The sequence below is a fragment of the Bradyrhizobium sp. Ses1 genome, assembly GCF_059512365.1.
The window spans coordinates 257733-276597 of the sequence record NZ_JCAMOQ010000004.1 but is presented as its reverse complement, the minus strand read 5'-3'; the positions used below and the strand labels follow the sequence as shown (position 1 = coordinate 276597).

At 65.5% G+C, this 18865-nt stretch carries 17 protein-coding genes and 1 riboswitch; of the genes, 10 read left to right on the top strand and 7 right to left on the bottom strand.

All coding sequences use genetic code 11. The annotated features are described in order from the left end of the window. Window positions 1-12 precede the first annotated feature (12 nt). The 5 genes from AC5ZG5_RS08055 (at window position 13) to AC5ZG5_RS08035 (ending at window position 5771) form a co-directional block, all read left to right on the top strand. On the top strand, window positions 13-1818 hold the full coding sequence (locus AC5ZG5_RS08055; RefSeq protein WP_165435432.1) for a sensor histidine kinase: 1806 nt from the start codon (window positions 13-15) through the stop codon (window positions 1816-1818). Then, the gene (locus AC5ZG5_RS08050) at window positions 1815-2330 is read left to right on the top strand and encodes an HPr kinase/phosphorylase (RefSeq protein WP_456641341.1); all 516 of its coding nucleotides are present in this window, start codon (window positions 1815-1817) and stop codon (window positions 2328-2330) included. Before AC5ZG5_RS08055 ends, AC5ZG5_RS08050 begins: the two co-directional genes overlap by 4 nt. 133 nt (window positions 2331-2463) lie before the next feature. Beyond that, window positions 2464-2865: a PTS sugar transporter subunit IIA gene (locus tag AC5ZG5_RS08045; protein ID WP_027579987.1), complete on the top strand. Its 402-nt coding sequence runs from the start codon at window positions 2464-2466 to the stop codon at window positions 2863-2865. Further along, window positions 2862-3188 carry an HPr family phosphocarrier protein gene (locus AC5ZG5_RS08040; protein WP_028168023.1) on the top strand — a complete coding sequence of 109 codons (327 nt, stop codon included), beginning with the start codon at window positions 2862-2864 and terminating at the stop codon, window positions 3186-3188. Before AC5ZG5_RS08045 ends, AC5ZG5_RS08040 begins: the two co-directional genes overlap by 4 nt. 513 nt (window positions 3189-3701) lie before the next feature. Beyond that, complete coding sequence (locus tag AC5ZG5_RS08035; RefSeq protein WP_456641342.1) at window positions 3702-5771, top strand: prolyl oligopeptidase family serine peptidase; 2070 nt, start codon at window positions 3702-3704, stop codon at window positions 5769-5771. Window positions 5772-5900: 129 nt separating this feature from the next. On the opposite strand, the gene AC5ZG5_RS08030 is transcribed toward AC5ZG5_RS08035, so the two are convergent. From AC5ZG5_RS08030 to AC5ZG5_RS08015, 4 genes are all read right to left on the bottom strand, one after another. Further along, window positions 5901-6575, bottom strand: a complete 675-nt coding sequence (locus AC5ZG5_RS08030; RefSeq protein ID WP_456641343.1) for a DUF938 domain-containing protein — start codon at window positions 6573-6575, stop codon at window positions 5901-5903. A gap of 479 nt (window positions 6576-7054) precedes the next feature. Then, entirely contained in the window at window positions 7055-7885 is an 831-nt protein-coding gene (locus AC5ZG5_RS08025) for an ABC transporter substrate-binding protein (protein WP_456641344.1), read from the bottom strand. Then, the gene (locus AC5ZG5_RS08020) at window positions 7885-8658 is read right to left on the bottom strand and encodes an ABC transporter ATP-binding protein (RefSeq protein ID WP_456641345.1); all 774 of its coding nucleotides are present in this window, start codon (window positions 8656-8658) and stop codon (window positions 7885-7887) included. Before AC5ZG5_RS08020 ends, AC5ZG5_RS08025 begins: the two co-directional genes overlap by 1 nt. Beyond that, window positions 8655-9629, bottom strand: coding sequence for a FecCD family ABC transporter permease (locus AC5ZG5_RS08015; protein WP_433994562.1), 975 nt, complete (start codon window positions 9627-9629; stop codon window positions 8655-8657). Before AC5ZG5_RS08015 ends, AC5ZG5_RS08020 begins: the two co-directional genes overlap by 4 nt. Before the next feature lie 182 nt (window positions 9630-9811). After that, window positions 9812-10009: riboswitch (cobalamin riboswitch) on the top strand. 112 nt (window positions 10010-10121) lie between these two features. Between AC5ZG5_RS08015 and AC5ZG5_RS08010 the strand changes: the two genes are divergently transcribed. Both AC5ZG5_RS08010 and AC5ZG5_RS08005 read left to right on the top strand, forming a co-directional pair. Continuing rightward, the gene (locus tag AC5ZG5_RS08010) at window positions 10122-12386 is read left to right on the top strand and encodes a TonB-dependent receptor (RefSeq protein WP_456641346.1); all 2265 of its coding nucleotides are present in this window, start codon (window positions 10122-10124) and stop codon (window positions 12384-12386) included. Window positions 12387-12470: 84 nt separating this feature from the next. After that, window positions 12471-12632, top strand: a complete 162-nt coding sequence (locus tag AC5ZG5_RS08005) for a hypothetical protein (protein ID WP_456641347.1) — start codon at window positions 12471-12473, stop codon at window positions 12630-12632. Between the two features lie 113 nt (window positions 12633-12745). Here AC5ZG5_RS08005 and AC5ZG5_RS08000 read toward each other — a convergent pair whose 3' ends face one another. Then, window positions 12746-14008 (bottom strand): hypothetical protein, encoded by a 1263-nt coding sequence (locus tag AC5ZG5_RS08000; RefSeq protein WP_456641348.1) that lies wholly within the window; start codon window positions 14006-14008, stop codon window positions 12746-12748. Between the two features lie 172 nt (window positions 14009-14180). On the opposite strand from AC5ZG5_RS08000, the gene AC5ZG5_RS07995 reads away from it, so the two are divergent. Next, window positions 14181-15404, top strand: coding sequence for an MFS transporter (locus AC5ZG5_RS07995; RefSeq protein ID WP_456641349.1), 1224 nt, complete (start codon window positions 14181-14183; stop codon window positions 15402-15404). 11 nt (window positions 15405-15415) lie between these two features. Here the strand turns inward: AC5ZG5_RS07995 and AC5ZG5_RS07990 are convergent, their stop codons facing one another. After that, entirely contained in the window at window positions 15416-15622 is a 207-nt protein-coding gene (locus tag AC5ZG5_RS07990; RefSeq protein ID WP_456641350.1) for a hypothetical protein, read from the bottom strand. A gap of 170 nt (window positions 15623-15792) precedes the next feature. Between AC5ZG5_RS07990 and AC5ZG5_RS07985 the strand changes: the two genes are divergently transcribed. Both AC5ZG5_RS07985 and AC5ZG5_RS07980 read left to right on the top strand, forming a co-directional pair. Then, window positions 15793-15987, top strand: coding sequence for a hypothetical protein (locus AC5ZG5_RS07985; RefSeq protein WP_028167238.1), 195 nt, complete (start codon window positions 15793-15795; stop codon window positions 15985-15987). Between the two features lie 130 nt (window positions 15988-16117). Next, window positions 16118-17836 carry an N-acyl-D-amino-acid deacylase family protein gene (locus AC5ZG5_RS07980; RefSeq protein ID WP_456641351.1) on the top strand — a complete coding sequence of 573 codons (1719 nt, stop codon included), beginning with the start codon at window positions 16118-16120 and terminating at the stop codon, window positions 17834-17836. Window positions 17837-18031: 195 nt separating this feature from the next. Here AC5ZG5_RS07980 and AC5ZG5_RS07975 read toward each other — a convergent pair whose 3' ends face one another. Further along, complete coding sequence (locus AC5ZG5_RS07975) at window positions 18032-18556, bottom strand: DUF992 domain-containing protein (protein WP_456641352.1); 525 nt, start codon at window positions 18554-18556, stop codon at window positions 18032-18034. Window positions 18557-18865 lie beyond the last annotated feature (309 nt).

The window sequence follows — 18865 nt, the reverse complement described above, 5'->3', positions numbered from 1 at the left end:
GCAGTTCTGCCTGTGCTTGATCGAACGCAGCCCGACCCGGCCCAAACCGTCGAGGACGCCCAGGCGCTCCTCGAGCAGGAGCAGTTTGCCGACAAGGCGACGACGAAGCGCTGGCGGCCGCTGGACTGGCTGAGTCGCGCCGGACAGTTCTTCTTCGCGCTGTCCTTCTCGAGCCTGACCCGCCGCATCGTCTCGCTGAATCTCGCGGGCCTGGTCGCCCTCGTCGCCAGCATCCTGTACCTGTCGCAATTCCGCGCCGGCCTGATCGATGCGCGTGCCCAGAGCCTTCTGGTGCAGGCCGAGATCATCGCCGGCGCCATCGCGGCTTCCGCTACCGTCGAGACCAACACCATCACCATCGATCCGGAGCGGCTGCTCGACCTCAAGCCCGGCGAAAGCTACGGCGTGCCGGACGAATATTCCGACTTCCCGATCAATCCCGAACGCGTCGCGCCCGTGCTGCGGCGGCTGATCTCGCCGACCAAGACGCGCGCCCGCATTTTCGATCGCGAGGGCGGATTGATCCTCGACAGCCGCAGCCTTTACGGCAAGGGCGACGTGTTCAGGATCGAGCTGCCGCCGCCGAACGCGGAGAAGCCGGGGTTCGCCGAACGGACCACGATCGCGATCCGCACCTGGCTGAACCGCGGCGATCTGCCGCTCTATCGCGAGCTCGGCCCGGAGAACGGCACCGGCTACCAGGAGGTCGCGCAATCCCTGAACGGTCAGAAGAGCAGCATGGTGCGCGTCAACGATCGCGGCGAGGTGATCGTCTCGGTCGCCGTCCCCGTGCAGCGCTTCCGCGCCGTGCATGGCGCCTTGATGCTCTCCACCCAGGGCGACGACATCGACCAGATGGTGACCGCCGAGCGGCTCGCGATCCTCAAGGTTGGCGGCGTTGCCGCGGCCGTGATGATCGTGCTGTCGCTCCTGCTTGCGAGCACCATTGCCGGCCCGGTGCGGCGGCTTGCCGACGGCGCTGAAAGCGTCCGCCGCCGCATCCAGACCCGCGTCCAGATTCCCGATTTCAGCCGCCGCCGCGACGAGATCGGCCATCTCTCCGGCGCGCTGCGCGACATGACCAACGCGCTCTACAGCCGGATCGAGGCGATCGAGATGTTCGCCGCCGACGTCGCTCACGAGCTGAAGAACCCGCTGACGTCGCTGCGTTCGGCGGTGGAGACGCTGCCCTTGGCGCGCACCGAAAGCAGCCGCGGCCGCCTGCTCGCCGTGATCGAGCACGACGTCAAGCGGCTCGACCGGCTGATCTCCGACATCTCGGATGCGAGCCGGCTCGATGCCGAGCTGCAGCGCCAGGACATGGCGCCGGTCGATCTGCGCCGCCTGCTGACGACGCTGACCTCGGTCGCCAACGAGACCAAGCTCGGCCACGACGTCGCGGTCGAAGCCCGCTTCGAGGGCCGCGGGCCGACGGACTCCTTCGCGGTGCCCGGCCACGATTCGCGGCTCGGACAGGTGATCTCCAACCTGCTCTCCAACGCACAGTCGTTCTCGCAACCGGGCGACAAGGTGCGCATCGTCTGCCGCCGCGTGCGCTCGGAGATCGAGATCGTGGTCGACGACGACGGCCCCGGCATCGGCGAGGACGCGCTGGAGCGCATCTTCGAGCGCTTCTACACCGACCGTCCGCACCAGGGCTTCGGCCAGAATTCCGGACTGGGGCTGTCGATCTCCAAGCAGATCATCGAGGCGCATAACGGACGCATCTGGGCCGAGAACCGATCCGGTCCCGCCGATGCCGACGGCAAGCCGACGGTCGCTGGCGCGCGCTTCGTGGTCAGGCTGCCGGCGCCATGAGCGCCAGCGTGCATGCATCCGCGGTGCTGGTGGGACAACGCGCGGTGCTGATCCGCGGCCCGTCCGGCTCCGGCAAGTCGCGCCTCGCCTTCGATCTGATCCTCGCCGGCCGTTCTGGACAGCTCCCGCCGGCCGTTCTGGTGGGCGATGACCGTGTCCATCTCGACACAGCCGGCAAAGAATTGCTGGTCCGGCCAGCCCTCGAATTGGCCGGGCTGATCGAGATTCGCGGGCTCGGCATCCGCCGCCTTGAGTACACACATGAGGCGATCGTGGGGCTGGTAGTCGATCTCGCCGCCGGCGATGCCGAGCGCCTGCCGCCGCCGGAAGCGCTGCAGACCGAGATAAATGGTGTTTTGTTACCGCGAATCCCCGTCGGTGAGGGCATTTCACCCCTGCTACTGGTTGTCGCAGCGTTGACGACAACTGAAAGTTCATGTTCCCGTAATCTAGCGGATGATTGCTTGGGGCGGATTGGTAACCATATCAGCCGCAATATGGCCACTGAATAGACCGGTGCAGACCCGTATTTCTCCGCCCCCAAATTCCGGGAGATTGCCAAGATGCCCTCTTGCGCGGGGCCTCTGGATGGTCAAAGTGGCGCGTTCGTGCGGTGCACCAAGAAGCACCCGCGAGGAGTTTCCGATGATTGGTCTAGTGCTTGTGACCCACGGGCGCCTTGCCGACGAGTTCAAGGCAGCGCTCGAACACGTAATGGGCCCACAGAAACAAATTGAAGCAATTACGATCGGAGCCGAAGACGACGCCGATCTATGTCGCAGCGACATCATCGAGGCGGTCAACCGCGTCGATAGTGGCGACGGCGTTGCTATCCTCACCGACATGTTCGGCGGCACGCCGTCGAACCTCGCGATCTCCTGCATGAGCCGGCCCAAGGTCGAAGTGCTCGCAGGCATCAATCTTCCGATGCTGGTGAAGCTCGCGAAGGTGCGCGAAGAGCGGTCGCTGCCGGACGCGATCGCGATGGCCCAGGAAGCGGGCCGCAAATACGTCACCATCGCCAGCCGCGTCCTTGCCGGCAAATGAGCGCCGAGGGCTCGGGCGAAAACGAAGTCGGCCCGACGGTTCCTGCGGGCGCGATCTCCCGTGAACTTCTGATCGTCAACAAGCGCGGCCTGCACGCGCGCGCTTCCGCCAAGTTCGTGCAGATGGTCGAGCGCTTCGAGGCCGAGGTCTGGGTGACGCGCGGCAGCGAGACCGTCGGCGGCACCTCGATCATGGGCCTGATGATGCTCGCCGCCGGCCCCGGCACCTCAGTCATCGTCTCCGCCACCGGCCCCGAAGCCGAAGCCGCTCTCGACGCGATTGCCGAACTCGTCGCCAGCAAGTTCAACGAAGAAGGCATTTGAGGGCCGGCCCCATGCCTGCTCATTGCGGGCCATTGCTCTCTCCCCCGTCATTGCGAGCGTAGCGAAGCAATCCATCTCGCTGCTTGCGGAAGCATGGATTGCTTCGTCGCTTGCGCTCCTCGCAATGACGGGCGGAGCGTTTCCGATTCAATTGTCAAACAGCCCTTCCGCCGTCATGCCCGGGCTTGTCCCGGGCATCCAGGTCCTTTGCCTCCGTGCACGAGGAGAGAACGTGGATGGCCGGGTCAAGCCCGGCCATGACGGAGGAGAGGATTGCGCAATGTGTCCTCCCGTCATTCCGGGGCGATGCGGAGCATCGAGCCCGGAATCCATCCAACCCCAGAGCATGCGGCGAAATGGATTCTCTGATGTGCAATTGCACATCATAGTTCTCGCTTCGCGAGCCCCGGAATGACGGCGGCGGTGTTTGGGGTGAGCGAATAGCACCCATTGGACAGCGCAGGTGCGAGTGCCTACATCGATAGCTCTATGTCCGCCCTTGGAGTTCTCGCGATGACCATCGACGACAGGCCTACGATCGCTGCGCCCGATGACGATCCCTATCTTTGGCTGGAGGAGATCGAGGGCGCGCGGGCGCTGGAATTCGTGGAGGGGCAGAGCCGGCTCACGCTGGAAAAATTTGCCGGCGCGTCATTTGCCGCCGATCGCGACACACTTGCCGCGATCTTCGACCGGCCGGACAACATTCCCTATGTCACCAGGCGCGGCGGGCTGCTCTACAATCTCTGGAAGGATGCGCAGAATCCACGCGGCCTGTGGCGGCGCACGACGCTCGACGAATTCCGTAAATCAGATCCCGACTGGGAAATCCTGCTGGACGTCGACCAGCTTGCCGCCGACGAAGGCGAGGATTGGCTTCTGAACTGGACGTCGATGCGGCCGGGAAACGATCGGCGCGCGATGCTCAGCTTGTCACGCGGCGGCAGCGATGCGGTGACGCTGCGCGAGTTCGACATGGAGGCGAAGCGCTTCGTCGCCGACGGCTTCGTGCTGCCCGAGGCCAAGGGCGGCGTCGATTGGGTCGACGACGACACGCTGCTGCTGTCGAGCGCCTATGGCGAGGGCATGGCGACCACGTCAGGCTATGCCCGGACTGTCAGGCTGTGGCGCCGGGGCGAAGTCGTGGAGCGTGCGCCGGTGGTGTTCGACGTGCCGGCCGACCATATGAGCGCATCCGCTCAGGTCGACGATTCCGGACCGGTGCCACGGGTGTGGTTCGTCGATCGGCTCGATTTCTTCAACCTGAATGCCTGGCTCGGCGACGAGAGGGCCGCGAAGACGAAGCTCGATCTGCCCACCAGCATCTGGCTGCTCGCCGATCAGGACTGGTTCGTCGTCAAGCTGCGCGAGCCGTGGACGGTCGGTGGCAAGACCTATGCGCCCGATACCGTGCTCGGCGTGTCGTTGTCGGCCTTCCTCGTGGGCAGCCGCGATTTCACCGTCATGTTCCAGCCGGAGCCGCGGCGAGCGCTGCAAGGCTTCTTCTGGACCGCGGGCCGGCTGGTGCTGTCGATCCTCGACGAGCTGCGGCCGGTGCACGAGATCTGCACGCCATCGGCCGGCGGCTGGACGCGCGCGCGGCTCGAAGGGCTGCCCGGGATCGGCGTCGTCGATGTCTGGCGCCTCGACAGCCATGTTTCCGAAAGCAAGGGCGACCTGTTCGCCAATGTGCAGGACCCGCTGACGCCATCTTCGCTGATGCTGATGGAGAAGGTCGGGGCGCCCACGGTGCTGAAGCAGGCACCGAGGACGTTCAGCGCGGATGGACTCGTGGTGACCCAGCACGAGGCGATCTCCGTCGATGGCGAACGCATCCCTTATGTGCAGACCGGCCCGGCCACGGAGACCGGCGATGCGCCGGTCCATCTGACCGCCTATGGCGGCTTTGGTCTGGCGATGAAGCCATATTACAACCCGGCGCTCGGCAAGCTGTGGCTGGAGCGCGGCGGCACCATCGTGGAGGCCAATATCCGCGGCGGCGGCGAGTTCGGCACAAGCTGGCACGACGCCGGCCGCTACGCAGGCAAGCGGTTGGCGCATGACGACTTTGCCGCCGTCGCCGCCGATCTGGTGAAGCGCGGCGTCACGCGGCCCGGGCGGATCGCGGCCGAGGGCGGATCGAACGGCGGCATCCTGATCACCAACATGCTGGTGCGCTACCCCGAACGCTTCGGCGCGCTGTTCTGCACCATCCCGCTGATCGACATGCGCCGCTACACCAAGCTGCTCGCCGGCGCGAGCTGGATCGCCGAATATGGCGATCCCGACAAACCTGAAGAATGGGCGTGGCTGCAGACCTACTCCGCCTATCACATGGCGACGCCCGGCCAAAAATATCCACCGATCCTGATCGCGACCACGCGCCGCGACGACCGCGTGCATCCCGGCCACGCCCGCAAGATGACTGCCAAGCTGCAGGCAATGGGATATGAAGCCCATCTCTACGAGCCCGCGGCAGGCGGCCACGGCTATGGCAAGGACAACAAGGAACGCGCCGCCTTCATGGCGCTGGGGCTTGGGTTCCTGAGGGAGAAGATCGGGTGGGTGGATGGTGAGGCGTGAGCGCCTCACTCACCGCCGTCATTCCGGGGCGCGCATCAGCGCGAGCCCGGAATCCATTCCTCCGCTTGCGCATGCGGCCTAATGGATTCCGGGTTCACGCTTCGCGTGCCCCGGAATGACGAACGGGAATCAGCCGCGCGCGAAGGCCAAGATCATGTTGTTCGCGGGCATTTCAATAGTCGCGCCCAGTGACAGGCCGACGCGCGCCGCCAGCTTCTCGACGTCGGCGATGTCGCGCACGCCCCAATCGGGATCCTGATTGCGCAAGGACGTGTCGAACACGGCATTGCTGAGCGCGGTGTGCTTGCCGTCGCGCTTGAAGGGGCCGTAGAGGAACAGCCGGCCGTCGTCGCGCAGGCGGCGTGCGGCGCCTTCGAACAGGCCCTCGGTGACGGACCAGGGCGCGATGTGGATCACATTGGCGCAGAACACCGCGAGCAGCTTTGGCAGCTCGCCGTCCTCAGGCGCAGCACCGGGCCAGGCCGGATCGGAGAGATCGATCCGCAGCGGCGGACGGATATTCGGAAGGGCGGAATGCGCGCGCCAGGCCGCGATGCTCTTCAAATGGGCGTCGTTGAGATCGCTCGGCCACCAGGTGATATCGGAGGTCTGTCCAGCGAAATACACGACGTGCTGGCCGGTGCCGCTGCCGGCCTCCAGCACGTCGCCGGAACGCCCTGCGAGGAATTTTTCCAGCACCGCCCAGATCGGCTGATGGTTGCGATGAAAGGCCGCCGCATCGAGCCGGCCGTCGGCCTCGACCCGCCCGCCGTCTTTGCCGAATTCAACCACGAACTCTGCCACGATGCTCTCCTGTTCCTATCGTACATAACGCAACACCGTAGCGATCCTGCTATTCCGTGCGCGTCGTCGCAATGCGCGATTTGAGCGCGGCTCCGTCATAATGGTTACGTCGGTAGCGTGGATGAAGCGCAGCGAAATCCGGGCGGGCGCCCCCATCTCTCCGCTCGTCATTCCGGGATGCGCCGAAGGCGCAGGCCCGGAATCCATTGCGCCCCATGCGCCCCTGGAGAAATGGATTCCGGGTTCTCGCTTACGCGAGCCCCGGAATGACGAGGGAGAGTCCGTAGCCCGGATGAAGCGAAGCGTAATCCGGGAACAGCGGCGGCCTCCATCTCTCCGCTCGTCATTCCGGGATGCGCCGAAGGCGCAGGCTATGATGTGCAATTGCACATCAGAGAATCCATTGCGCCGCATGCGCAAGCGGAAGAATGGATTCCGGGTTCTCGCTCCGCGAGCCCCGGAATGACGGGGCGATGAAGCTATCGTGCCACGCGTTGCAATTCCTTCGTCAGCACATCCAGCGCATCGGCGAGCATCACGCCGCCGCAGACGGTGAGACGTTCGGGAAGCACGATGCGCCTCGCTGGCGGGTAGAAGTGCTCCAGCGCCGGATGCAGCAGGAAGGCGCGACCGTTGTCTTCGGCGCGGTCGCCGGCCTCCGACACCAGGATGAAATCCGGCCTCAGTTGCACGAGCGCCTCCAGCGAGGCGTAGCCGCCGGCAGCGACGCCGAGGTCGCCGGCGGGATTGAGCAGGCCGGCTTCGGTCAGAAGCGAGGAGACCAGACTGTCGCTGCCGGATACCCAGCCGCGGCGCGCCAGCGGCAGCACGCGATAGTGCTTGCCGGTCGCGGCCTGGCGCGCTCGGGCGATCGCGGCATCTAATCTTGCAATCGCGACCTTCGCGCGGTCCGGATGCTGCACGATCTCGCCCATCTCGCGGATCTGGTCCTTCACCTCGTCCAGCGTGCGCGGCACGCTGAACTCGACGAGATGGAGGCCGTTTGCCTTCAGAAGCTCGCGCGTTGCGCGCTTGTCGAACAGGCTGGCGACGACGATGTCGGGCTTGAGCACCAGCACGTCCTCCGCGCCGCCGGAAAGGATCGGGAAACGGCGCGCCTGATCGGCGGCAAAGGATTGCCAGGCCTCGCGGGAGTAGCGGCTGAGGCCCAGGATCTGCTGGGGATCGGCGAGCGAGAGCAGCAATTGATCGCTGCAGACATTCATCGAGACGATCCGCGGCGGGCTCGCCGCATGCGCGACAGTGGTGGACAAGACGAGCGCTGCAAGGCATGCCGCGAGCCGGCCCATCAGATCTCCGCCCAGGGCACGATCACCGTCTCGCGCTGATGCTCGGCGCGGAAGGCGCTGACGCGGAACACATCGGCCATGACCGTTTCCGAGAGCGCATCCGCCGGCGCGCCCTGCGATGCGAGGCGGCCCTGCGCCAGCACCAGCGCATGGTCGGCAAAGCGCGCGGCAAGGCCAAGGTCGTGCGTCACCACGATCACCAGCACGCCCTGATCGGCTGCGGCACGCAAACCCTTCATGACGTCGATCTGGTGGCGCGGATCGAGCGAGGCGGTCGGCTCGTCCGCCAGGATGATCGGCGCCTCCACCGCGAACACGCGCGCCAGCGCAACGCGGCTGCGCTCGCCGCCGGAAAGATCGGTGACACGCCGCTCCGCGAACTCCATGACATCGGCCGCCTGCATCGCCCGCACCACCGCCTCAGTGTCGCGCGGGGACAGCCGCGCCGGATCGGTCGCGCCATGCGGATAGCGGCCGAGCGCGACGATGTCGCGCGCCGGCAGCGGCCAATGCACCATGTGCCCTTGCGGAAGATAGCCGAAGCGCTTGGCCCGTTCGCGCAGCGGCAGCGCGGCAAGCGCCTCGCCTCCCACCTTGATGACGCCGTCGGAGGGAATGAGGCCGGCGAGCGCGCGCAGCAGCGTGGTTTTGCCGGCGCCGTTCGGACCGACCAGCGCGACGAGATGACCGGAGGCGAGTTGCAGCGACACATCGTTGAGCACGCGGCGGCCGGCGAGCACGACGTTGAGGTGTTCTACAACAAGCGCCGTCATGCGACGCCTCCGCCGAGCGCGCGACGCTCGCGCATGATGAGATAGAGGAAGAACGGCACGCCGATGATCGAGGTCAACACGCCCACCTTGATGTCCGACGTCGACGGGATGATGCGCACCGCGATGTCGGCCGCGAGCAACAGCGCCGAGCCGGCAAGCGCGCTCGGCACCAACAGCCGCGCCGGATCGTGGCCGATGACGGGCCGCATCAGATGCGGCGCGACCAGGCCGATGAAGCCGATGGTGCCGGTGACCGCCACCGCGCCACCAACGCCAAGCGCAACGCCTGCGATCACGAACAGGCGCAGGCGGCCGACATCGACGCCGAGGCTTTGCGCGGTCTCTTCGCCGAGCGTGAGCGCGCGGAAGGCGCTGGCTTGCGACAGCAGGATGGCCGCGCCGGCGACGATGAACGGCAGCGCCAGCGCGACATGCTGGAAGCTGCGGTCCTCCAGCGAGCCGAGCAGCCAGAACGCGATCTCGAGCGCCAGGAACGGATTGCTCGCGAGGTTCATCACCAGCGCCGTCGCAGCGCCCGCAAGGCTCGAGATCGCAAGCCCGGCGAGGATCAGGATCAAGAGGCCCGCATTGCGGCCTGCGATCGCGAGCAGCACGAAGACCGAGCCGAATGCGGCGATGATGGCGGCGACCGGCAGCGCATAGGAGCGGACGTCAGCCAACCCCAGCGCGATCACCAGCACCGCACCGAACGCCGCCGATTGCGGCGCGCCGAACAGCGAGGGCGAGGCTAAGGGATTGCGCAACAGGCCTTGCAGCGCCGCGCCTGACAGACCGAGGATGGCGCCGATCGCAAACGCCAGGATGGTGCGCGGCAGGCGAATCTCGCGCACGATCACCTGCGTGACATCGCTGCCGCCACCGAACAGCGCCTCGATCACCGTCAGCGGCGACAGCCGCACCGGGCCGGTGCCGAGCGAGATCAGCATCAGCAAGGCAACCAACGCAATCATTGCAACGGTCGCCCCCAACCGCCGCCGCGCGGCCAGACCCGCCGCTATCGTGAAATCCTGTGCACTCATCGCGCCCTGCTTCTTGCAGCGAATTCGGTGGCAGACAAGCGACACCGGAACAAAAAAACGTATGGGAGCCAGGGAGCCGCAGTTTCGCCGGGATTGACTCACGTGCCGCCGAAATCCTAGATGGCCCTGACGGTTCCTATCGGGATCAAAAGGGAATGCGGTACCGGGAAACTTCCCGTAAAGCCGCGGCTGCCCCCGCAACTGTATGCGGTGAATCCTTCGTCATATGCCACTGGGAGTCTCGGTCCTGGGAAGGCGACGAAGGGTAACGACCCGCGAGCCAGGAGACCTGCCGTCATACGTGGTCACACGCGACGATGTCGGTCGGGGAGTACAGGCATTTGCTTCACCTGAAGCGCGAAACGCGATGGTGAGCCTTGGTTCGCTGTGACGTGCCACTGACGTCATACCGAGGTCTCGCCGATGTTCTCTGCTACCACAGTCACCAAGCAACGCCGCGCGCTGCTGCTCGCGTCGAGCATGCTGGCGCCCGCTTTGTATGTTTCCGCCGCGCAGGCGCAGGAAGCGCCCTCCGAGCAATTGCCGCCGGTCGAGGTCAGGGCGCCCGGCGACCACAACCGCACCCGTGCCAAGCCCGCTTCCGACGGCACTCCAGGTCCCCGGCGGCCCGCGCCGGGCCAGGTGCCGACCAACGCGCAGCCGGCCGGCGGCGCGGGCGCTGGCGGCGCCGCCGCTGGCGGAGCTTCATCCGGTGGCGGTGGCGGCGGCCCGCAATTTGCCGGCATTGTCGGGACGTCCTCGACCGTGATCACCGCCGACGACATCGCGCATTCGCCGACCCAGGTTCTGGCCGAGATCATCGCGCAGGCCCCCGGCGTGCAGCTTCAATCGCTCTATGGCGGCGTGAACGGCGCCAAGACCTCGGTCGACCTGCGCGGCTTCGGCGCGTTCGCCACCGCCAACACGCTGTTCCTGCTCAACGGGCGACGGCTCAACGACATCGACATGGCGCAGGTGGATCTATCGACCATCCCGCTCGATTCGATCGAGCGCATCGAGATCACCCGCGGCAACAGCGGCGCCGTGCTCTACGGCGACAATGCGATAGGCGGCGTGATCAACATCGTCACCAAGACCGGTGTCGGCGGCCCGCCGGTCTCGATCCGCGGCGAAGCCGGCTATGGCTCCTTCAACCAGCGCATGGCCGCGATCTCGACCGCGATGAATTCGGGACCATGGTCGGCGTCGTTCTACGGCAACGGCATCAAGTCCGACGGCTACCGCGTGAACAATGCGCTCGACCAGCGCAACGGCGTCGGCAATCTCAACTACACGACGCCGGACCTGAAAGCCTTCCTGACGGTGACCGGCGACGACCAGAAGCTGGGCTTTCCCGGCGGCAGGCTGGTCGATCCTTCGATCGGCGTCAATCAGCTCGTCACCGATCGCAAGGGCGCCGCCACGCCGTTCGACTATGGCAACCAGCAGGGCGCGAGCGCGACGGCGGGCTTCACCAAGACGCTCCTGAACGGTGTCGACCTGATCGTCGATGGCGGCTACCGCCAGAAGGACACGCAAGGCGCGTTCTTCGGCACCTCGCCATTCATCAGCGCGGCATCCACCTACAATGACGCCGCGTTGCAGACCTGGTCGATCACGCCGCGGCTGAGCATCAACAATTCGATCTTCGGGATTCCCTCGTCGATCCTGACCGGCATCGACTATTACGATGCAACGTTCCACCAGCAGCGCGGCGCGTTCCGGGGCGTGCCGCCGATCCATACCTACGACCTGTCGCAGCAGTCGCTCGCCGGCTATTGGCAGCACACGGTTGGCCTCTTGCCCACCACCGATTTCTCCTATGGCGCGCGGGTGCAGAACACCTGGCTCAGCGCGCGCGATCGCTACGATCCGAACGCGCCGTTCGCCTTCGACGCGCAGGCGACGCCGCTCGACCAGAGCGAGACCAATTACGCGCTGCATGTCGGCGTCGAGCATCGCTTCACCGAAATGTTCTCGGTGTTCGCCCGCGCCGCGCACGCGTTTCGCACGCCCGATGTCGACGAGCGCACGTCCACCGGACCCGCGTTCGATGCGGACTTCAACCCGTTGCCGCAGAATTTCCAGTTGAAGACGCAGACCTCGCACGACGTCGAAGCCGGCTTCCGCGTCAAGACGGGCCGCTTCCAGGTGCAAACCAGCATCTACAACATGGACCTCGAGAACGAGATCCATTTCAATCCGGTGCTGTTCTACAACATCAACCTCGATCCGACCCGGCGTTATGGCTCCGAGACGCAGGCCTCGCTGCGCGTCAGCGATACCGTGTCGCTGCGCGGCGGCATGGCTTACACGCGCGCCGTGTTCCGCGAGGGACAGTTCGCGGGCAACGATGTGCCGCTGGTGTCGCGCTACACCGGCAATCTCGGCGTGACCTGGAATATCTGGGACAACTATCTCGTGTTCGATGCCACGCTGCGCGCCTGGAGCTCGCGCGTCATGGACAACGACCAGGCCAATACGCAAACGCGCATTCCGGGCGATGCGACGATCGACCTCAAGCTCAGCGGCGCCTATGAGCATTTCTTCTGGTCGGTCAGCGTCAACAACGTCCTGAATGCGCTCTATTACGACTACGCCATCGCCTCGAACTTCACGCCCGGCCGCTTCAGCGCCTATCCGCTGCCGGGTCGGACTTTCCTGGTGAAGGCCGGCGCCACGTTCTGAAGCGATCGGCCGGTCCGCGAGCCACGCGCGGACCGGCTTGTTCCGCCCGAATCAGCCATTATGTCGTGATGGCGGGAGATCGACATGGGCGGGATCGGGAAGAGAAGCCAACCTCCGAAGCAGGAAGGCGGCAAGCCAAAGCCGCCGCCTCCACCTGCGCGTCACGACGAGGACGACGACTACGAAGACGGCGACATCGCCACACCGAAGCGCGATCGCTACGGCCCCGACGACGCGCCGTTGTGAGACGCTTCGCGTCATTGCGAGCGCGGAATTGTAGGGTGGGCAAAGGAGCGCAGCGACGTGCCCACCATCAGGCACTCCGCTCGCAATGGTGGGCACGCTTCGCTTTGCCCACCCTACGACGGCTGATGCAGTCCCGCGAAATCGTCGCGCTCGATCTTGCGGATGCTCTTCACATCGAGCAGATGCGCGCCGAAGCCGCCGCGGGCGACCGTCTTTGCCAGTTTCGGCGAGACCAGAGTGAGGCCGACCGTCATCGTCAGCGGCACGGCGCTGAGCCAGTCGAGCCGCACCGGCGTCAGCTCCTCGGTGCTGGCGTTGTAGGGCCCCGAGGTCTTCAAGAGATCGCCGCACTCGACCAGAATGTCGCGCCTGGTGCCGCCGCGGGAGGCGTGGCCGAGCAGCGCCTGCATCGCCAAATGCGTCCGCACGCCGGCGCGACTCTCAGGCAAGGGTTGTGGCGTCTCGCCGAGCGATACGCGCAGCAGGAGATCGACCAGATCGGCGCCGGCGCGGAAGGCATTGAGCGGCTCGACCAGGCGCGGATTGCAGTCGATCAGGAGCGGCACGGGGCTGTCGATCGGCATCACGTAGTCGACCGACAGCGCGCCGTGCCAAGCCAGCGCTCCCCCGATCGCTTCCAGATAGGCGCGCACCTGCGGACGGCTGACGCTTTCCTTGATCGCCTCACCGCCGCCGACACCGGGCGCGATCTGCCGATAGGCGTGGAAGCCGACCAGCTTCCCAAAGCAAAACACCGACTGCGCCTTCTCCGTCGTGCCGGTGACGAGATCCTGCATCAGAACCTCATCGGCAAAGGCGTCGCTGGCGCCGAGCTCGTACAGCGCGATGTTGAAATCGGCTTCGTCGCGCACGAACCAGATGCCGCGACTCGCGGTGCCGACCGAGGTCTTGATCACGGAAGGAAAGCGGATGGCGTCGCGCAGCTCGCTCTCCGACGTCACGATCCGAGTCGGCGGCTGCGGCAGGCCCAATTGGCCAAGCAGACGGCTGAAGCCGGCCTTGCCGTGCACCATCCGGTAGCTGCCAAACCGCGGCAGCGCCAGGCCGACGCGGCCCTTCAGCCGCGCCTCGGCGCGCGCGAACAGAAAGCCCTGCTCATGGGTCGGCAGCAGCACGTCGAACGGCGCCTCCAGCAGTCGCTCGATGAAGCCGAGGAATCCCTCGGGATCGTGGCGCAACCCCGGGCAGCGATGGAATTTGCGCACGAAGCGCGAATAGCGCGACAGGCACCAGGGCGAGGGATCGCAGACTTCGACGTGGTGCCCGGCAAGGCCGAGGATCGTGATCGCCTCGCGCGCCGAGGTGCTCGCCCCCTCAGGGATCAGGACTCGCAGCTTTGTTGCCGGATCGGTCATGCCAGATCATTGCTGCAATGCGAGTTGCTTGTCTTGCCGCTTTAATGCCGCATGTCGCTCGGTCGCGGTTCGCCGGGGCAGCCATGCAGTGGCCTTCATGGACAAATAACGCTCAGCCGATATTTTCGAGACAAGCCCCGCCGGGCGTCACATTTAGGGGCTTCTCACTGATATGGCTGATGTTCTCGCCGCACCGCAGCAATTGAAGACCGACAGCGCGGTGCGCACGCTGACGGGGATTTCGATCGCCCATTGGGTCAGCCATTTCCATATCTTCGTGCTGCCGATGCTGTTCCCGTTCCTGAAAGAGCGGCTCGGTGTCGGCTATATCGAGCTCGGCTTCGCGCTGACCGTATTCGCGCTGGTCTCCGGCCTGACGCAGGCGCCGATCGGCTATCTCGCTGACCATATCGGCGCGCGCAAAATTCTCCTGATCGGTCTCTGCCTCGGCGGCCTTGCCCTGATCGGGCTCGGTGCGCATTTGAGCTATCCGGCGCTGATCGCAAGCGCGATCGCGCTCGGGCTCGCCAACAGCGTCTATCACCCTGCCAACTACGCGATCCTGTCGGCGCATATGGACGAGGCGCGGATGGGCCGGGCGTTCTCGGTCCATACCTTTGCCGGCTTCCTCGGCGGCGCGGTGGCGCCGGCGATCATGGCGGCGCTGGTCGCGGCAATCGGCGGGCTCGGCGCGCTGATGGTGGCCGGCGCTATCGGCCCGCTGGTGGCGCTATTGCTCGTCGTCATGGGCATCCCCGACGCGGGCGCCGCGAAGGACAGGCCCGAGGGCAGTGAGAAGGTGAAAACCAGCGTGATGACGCCGGCGATCATGGTGCTGACCGTGTTCTTCACGCTGCTCAGCCTGTCGAGCGCGGGGATCAATAATTTCGGCGTGGTGGCGCTGATGGGCGGCTATGGGGTGTCGTTCTCGTCGGCCAATATCGCGCTGACCGCGTTCCTCGGCGCCAGCGCGGCGGGCGTGCTCGCCGGAGGCTATCTCGCCGACCGCACCCACCGTCATAGCCAGGTGGCGGCGGCCTGCTTTGCGGTCAATGCCGCGATCGTGCTGCTGATAGCGCTGGTCAACCTGCCATCGGCAGTGCTGACCGCAGCGCTTGGCCTGGCCGGCTTCCTCGGCGGCGTGATCACGCCCTCGCGGGACATGCTGGTGCGCAACGCGGCGCCTCCCGGTGCGGCTGGCCGCGCCTTCGGCATCGTCTCCACCGGTTTCAACTTCGGCGGCATCGCAAGCCCGCTGCTGTTCGGCTGGATCATGGACCACAATCTGCCGCATTGGGTGTTCGGCGCGTCCGCCGCGTTCATGGTGCTGACGGTGCTGCTCGCGCTCGTCACCGACCGCAAGCCGCAGGGATCGGAAGCGCGCGCCGCGGCCTGACGACCTATTTTTCAGGTGTCCTCGCGAGCGATTGCTTCCAGACGATCCGCGCAATCGTTCAGGCCGACATAACAGGCGATACCGAGAAAGATGATCTGAAGCGCGCGAACGCTCCGGTCTCGACGTGTCGGCACGCGCGTGGCGCCGATAGCGTGATCGCCGGCCTCGGCTGGCTGCATGGAAAGCGCGCGCTCGTTGGCTATGGTGGTCGCGGTCACGAGAGATCTCCGCAGTGATACCAAGAGACTCTGCGGTGCGCCTGTTACGGTCCGATCACTGCCTCGAACTAAATGCTTACGGCTGTAACCGATCGCGATAATCTGACAGCGAGGCGAGCCAACGCGGCTTGATGCGATCCTGAGCTGGCAACAGAAGAGGAGACATCTCAATGCAGGAGTACGATCTTTACATTAATCCGCAGAAGCCGACGTTAGGCCTCTATGTGCGCAAAGGGGCCGGTCTTCCTGATCTGGCCGATCCCAAGCAATGGGCGTTTGACGGCACGGCGGCACAAGCCGAATTGCCGCCAGACCTTGTGAAAAGGATCGAAACCAACGGTCACGCTTTCCGCGACATGGATTAGGCTTTGACGTCACCGCATATTTCCAGGTTGCGGCGCCATAGCGCATTGCAGAGCCCCACCACTGCCGGTTGACAGCCTCGGAGGGCGATCCATGATGCGCGGCAACAACAACAAATCGGGATGAAGCGCCATGACCTCAGCGCCTGATATCGTGATCCGCGGCGGCACCATTGTGGACGGCAGCGGCGGGGACCTCTATGAAGCCGATGTGGCGATCACGGACGGCAAGATCACCGAGGTCGGCAAGGTCGCGAGCAAAGGCAAGGAGGAGATCGACGCCCGCGGCAAGCTGGTGGCGCCAGGCTTCGTCGATGTTCACACCCACTATGATGGCCAGGTGACCTGGAGCCAGGACATCACGCCCTCCTCGCAGAACGGCGTCACCACGGCGATCATGGGCAATTGCGGCGTCGGCTTTGCGCCGTGCCGGCCCAGCGACCACACCAGGCTGATCCAGCTCATGGAAGGCGTCGAGGACATTCCCGAGCCGGTCCTGAGCGCCGGCATTCCCTGGGAATGGGAGAGCTTTCCCGACTACATGAACTGGCTGTCGAAGCGCAGCTTCGACGTCGACATCGGCGCGCAACTGCCGCATGCGGCGCTGCGTGTCTATGTGATGGGCGAACGCGGCGCGCGGCGCGATCCTTCCACGGTGGAGGATAACAGGCAGATGGCGGCGCTGGCGGGCGACGCGGTACGCGCCGGCGCACTCGGCTTCTCCACCTCGCGCACCCTCAACCACCGCACCTCGACCGGCGACTTCACGCCGACCTTGAAGGCGGGCGAGGACGAATTGACCGCGATCGCGGGCGCGATGCATGGCGTCGGCCGCAGCGTGCTGCAATTCGTGCTCGATCTCTCCACCGTCCACGAAGACCTGCCGATGATGCTGCGCGTGGCGGAGAACACGAAATGCCCGATCTCGTTCTCGATCACCCAGAACGACAAGTCGCCGCGGCGCTGGCGCCAGACGCTCGACACCATCAACGAGGCAAGCCGCCGCGGGCTGTCGATCACCGCGCAGATCGCCGCGCGTCCGGTCGGGCTGATGCTCGGGCTTGAATTGTCGCGCAACCCGTTCCAGACCCATGCGAGCTACCGGGCGATCGCGCACCTGCCGCTCAAGGAGCGGGTGGCGCGGTTGCGCCAACCTGAAGTGCGCGCCGCGATCCTCGCCGAGAATGCGACCGACACCGACGATCCGCTGTTCTTCCGGCCGAACTACGACAAGATGTATCTGCTCGGAAATCCGCCCGACTACGAGCAGCCGCCGGAGAACACGCTGGGCGCGCAGGCGCGCCGGCTCGGCAAACGCCCGGAAGAACTCGCCTATGACGCGATGCTGACCGACGAGGGCCGCGGCATGCTCTACGTGCCGTTCCTCAACTATTCCGATGGCAATCTCGACGCGACCCGCGAGATGCTGCTGGACCCGAATTCGGTGCCCGGCCTCTCCGACGGCGGCGCGCATTGCGGCATCATCTGCGATGCCTCTTTCCCGACTTATCTGCTGACCCACTGGACCCGCGACCGCACCCGCGGCGAGAAGCTCTCGATCCCCTTCGTGATCGCGGTGCAATCACGCAAGACCGCGCTCTCGGTCGGCCTCGCCGATCGCGGCCTGATCGCGCCGGGCTACAAGGCCGACGTCAACGTGATCGATTACGACCGGCTGCATCTGCATCCGCCAAAGGTCCATTACGATCTCCCCGTCGGCGGCCGCCGATTGTTGCAGCAGGTCGACGGCTATGACGCGACGATCGTCTCGGGCGTAGTGACGCAGCGCGGCGGCGCGGCCACCGGCGCAAGGCCAGGTCGGCTTATTCGCGGTACGCAGGCGATGCATTAGGTGCGTAGCGGCGTAGAGTGGGCAAGGAGCGCAGCGACGTGCCCACCATCACGCGCCGTGCTCGCAATGGTGGGCACGCTTTCGCTGTTCGAGCTACGGCGGACAAGTCGCTTTGCCCACCCTACAAGGACGAAATGGTGCTTACCCGATCAGGCACACTGCCGCAGAACTTTGGCAGCGCCGATTATGGTTGGCTCATGAGGGTCTTCGACGTGCGGGCGGCGCGGCCGGCCGTAGCTCCATGTTGGATATACCTGCTGCGACATTCAGGCCGGTCTGCGCCTCGACCGACACCGGCTGCAAGCTGACAGTGCGGTCTGAACCTCCGACCAGGACGTTGGCCCCCAGTCCGACACCAATCGTACCGTCGACGGTGGCGCCACCATAGCTTCCTGCCAGCGCTCCCCGGCGCAGCGTGGTCGGCGCAAAGACGGCCCACGCAAGTTGACCGCCGGACGTTGCACCGATGTCCAGCCCAAACGTGCTGATAGTGCCCTGATAGGCGTCACGCGTCCTGCCTCGTGCAGATGCATAGATGCAGCTCAGTTGCTGCTGTCCCCCGATAACCATGCCGACGCTAGGGGCGATATTGCAGGAAAGCGTTCCGACCCTCACTCGCCCCGGCTGCTGAGCCGTAGCCGGAACGACTGCCAACCCCAGTGCCAAGGCTCCCCCGATTGCAAGGCCATTCAGCGTTCTGAATATCACTTTCTTGTTCACTGCGACACTCCATCTGACATTTCAACGCTCGCTTGTAACTCGGGGAAACCTCGGCAGACATCCACAATCGGGTGATGATGCTGACTTTGCCTTCGCTGTTCGAGTTACGGCGGACAAGTCGCTTTGCCTGCCCCACGAAAACGGCGCGAAGAAAGCGCGAGAACGGCGCTGCGCGCTCCCGCCTCCCCCTTGTGGGAGAGGCCGTATCGCATGCAGCGAAGCGGAATGCGATGCGGGTGAGGGGTGCGGCCTATCGAGGGACCACGACTCGTGGAGGCATACCCCTCACCCGGATTTCCCGCTTACGCG